The organism is Thalassotalea sp. G20_0 (genome assembly GCF_017744175.1).
Taxonomy (GTDB): domain Bacteria; phylum Pseudomonadota; class Gammaproteobacteria; order Pseudomonadales; family Endozoicomonadaceae; genus Endozoicomonas.
Map to the genome: position 1 here is coordinate 1 of NZ_JAGHQV010000149.1, position 2529 is coordinate 2529.

At 48.6% G+C, this 2529-nt stretch carries 3 protein-coding genes and 1 pseudogene; all 4 read left to right on the forward strand.

Translation table 11 applies throughout. The annotated features are described in order from the left end of the window. Nucleotides 1-228: pseudogene (locus J7438_RS25080) on the forward strand (hypothetical protein); the annotation flags it as partial. Then, the gene (locus J7438_RS25085) at nucleotides 228-1211 is read left to right on the forward strand and encodes a hypothetical protein (RefSeq protein ID WP_209278779.1); all 984 of its coding nucleotides are present in this window, start codon (nucleotides 228-230) and stop codon (nucleotides 1209-1211) included. The pseudogene J7438_RS25080 and the gene J7438_RS25085, both read left to right, overlap by 1 nt. Further along, nucleotides 1211-1984 carry a hypothetical protein gene (locus J7438_RS25090; RefSeq protein WP_209278780.1) on the forward strand — a complete coding sequence of 258 codons (774 nt, stop codon included), beginning with the start codon at nucleotides 1211-1213 and terminating at the stop codon, nucleotides 1982-1984. Before J7438_RS25085 ends, J7438_RS25090 begins: the two co-directional genes overlap by 1 nt. Beyond that, nucleotides 1981-2529, forward strand: a 549-nt coding sequence (locus J7438_RS25095; RefSeq protein WP_209278781.1) for a hypothetical protein, incomplete at its 3' end; no start/stop codon positions are given. The genes J7438_RS25090 and J7438_RS25095, both read left to right, overlap by 4 nt.

The window sequence follows — 2529 nt, forward strand, 5'->3', positions numbered from 1 at the left end:
AACGGCAGCACAACAACGGATACCGCTCCAATTAACCCGGAAGCGGGAGTGCCTTATTTCACCTTGAAAGCCGATGGTTGGGGCAGCGGCTGGTCAACAGGCAACGCTATCCGGTTCAATACCGATGGGTGCCTTGCGCCTGTTTGGATTTGCCGGACGGTGCTTTCAGGTCAGGGTACGGAAACAAACGATGATTTTACGCTACAGATCCGGGGGGATGCTGACTGATGCCTGTTACTTTTTATTCTTCAGAAGATCCAGGAGCGCCACAATTTGTTTATTCAGGCTCAAACGGCAGCTATAAAATCGGAATTATTGAAATTATGGATTCCATTCTTGTGAATGGCTATAGCGGCAAGACAGGTCTTGGCTGGACAAAAGTAATGACCAGTGCCGTTGCAGGGAGTGATCGCACCGTTTACAGAAACCAGTCAGCTTATCAATCGGATTGTCATTTGCTGGTCGAGAGCAGTCCAACTAATTCAGGCTGTTTTAAAATGCAGATTGCTGATGTTGTTTCATCCCCTGAAGATTACTCCGGCTATAGTCAGGTAATTAATGTTTATGTAAGTGGCTACAAATGGATGGCTGTTGGCGATGAACGGAGTTTTATTTTCATTGCATACCCATCAACTATGTATAACTACACCAGCAGCAATTTCCACCTTGTTGTGCCTTTGTGTATTTACATTGGTGATGTTGACCACTTAAACAATATGACACATGTTGGTCATGCTTTGATTACGGATTCGATGTTTGCAGGCACTATGGAAACTGTCACAAGCTATAGCAGCAGACCGACTTTTTTTGATGACTTTGGGAATAACATCTTAACGAACAAGACAATTCGACCAGTAACACAGGTTCCCGGTGAGGAATGGTCTGAAAACGATTGCTATCATTTTTTGACCAGCATTTTGCCTGAAAATAATGCTAACGCAGCAGGTGCTGGAAAAAACATCTCTTCATTTGAGCAGGCTGCACAGCTCCGTGTCCCTTGGTTTCTAGTCATTAATCAAATATACGTCTATCGACTACGGGGACTGTACAATATTTTTCCGATGCTTCAGCACAATGATGAGAGTGGTAAGGCGCACATGCTAAAGCCTCTTAATATAGATGGTATAGAATACAGGGGAACCAAGCAGAACACTGATCGATTTAATGGAGTTCCGATGTCTTATTACATTCAAACATCAGGAGACTGGTAATGTTTACGGCATCATGGCATCTGTTCTCAGAAAAGCCTCCTGCTTATGCAAATCGAATCGTCGGAACATTAACCGTAGATGGCCTGCCTTATGAAGGTATAGTGTTTGCACTTGCTGTAGGAAAACTAAGTTATATCTCCGGTCAACATGTAAAAAACGGCGATTTTCACATTCAATTAATCCCGGAAAAGTACAGCACCAAAACCTTAAATCTGTTGGTTTTTAAAGATGGTCGGGCGCTCGCCAGTGAACCCGTTACTCCCGACAGCGTGGTTGTCTATGACCTCACCATCAGCACCAGCGGAGGCGGTGGTGCGCCAACGGGCGACCCGGCCACCATCAGCGGCAAGGTAGAGCGAGTGCTGGACAATTTGGCCGAACCCGCAGCAAGGCAACTGGTGGCCATTGAGCATAAGCCCGATGGTACATGGGCGGTGATCGGCAATACGACCAGTGACGCAGGAAATGGCAGCTATACGCTGGATGTGCTGACCGAAGGCGGTGATACTTTTGTGCTGACGATGGACGAATACGGTGTTCCTTTCACGGCTACAGCTTCTGTGGTTCAGGGAGAGTTAATTCATCCCACCGTACCCAATGGCCATGTTTACCGGGTTGAAGCAGGCGGCAACTTGCCAGCTACCGAACCAACCTGGTGGATTGATACCGGCACCAACCATACTCGCACCATTGAAGGGGATATCACCCTCCGGGCGATTCCTTTTTATCGGCCTCTGGCACACGGTCCCATCAAAGCAGAACCCACTCTATGAGTTATGAGGTTCCCACCGATAGCCCCGAGTTCAGGTTGACCGGCGTTCCCTATGCCATATCGTCGTCGGCTATTGCTGACTTTTCTTTTGATGGCAAGCCGCTGGTTTATTATGCGCCACCTCCCGGATTGGTTCGCCCTTATGGAAGCCAATGGCAGGGTGCGCTTAGTCGCCAGCAGGGCTTTACTGCGGGCTATTCTACCAGTCGGCCTGTTAGCATTACCCGGAGGCAAAGTAGTCAGCAGGCAAAGCCTGTGGAAGCCTCACCGCTTGGGCTGTTTTGGGGAGCAGTGGCTAAAAAGGGAGTTAAGGTCAGTTTTAGTCATGGCCAGAGCCAGAAGAAAGAGGCGACAGCTGACGACCGTTGGCAGCAGCCAGAGCGAAAAGAAAGCGGCAAGCAGAGTGCATGGGATAAAAGCATTCAAGCCCAGGATCAGGAACAGGCCTTCCCTTGGAACCATCCACCTGAGAGGGATAGCAACGTATCCGAAGGCATGCAGTCGGTTGATCTATACCGGAACAGCGAGACAAAAAGCCCTGCCTAT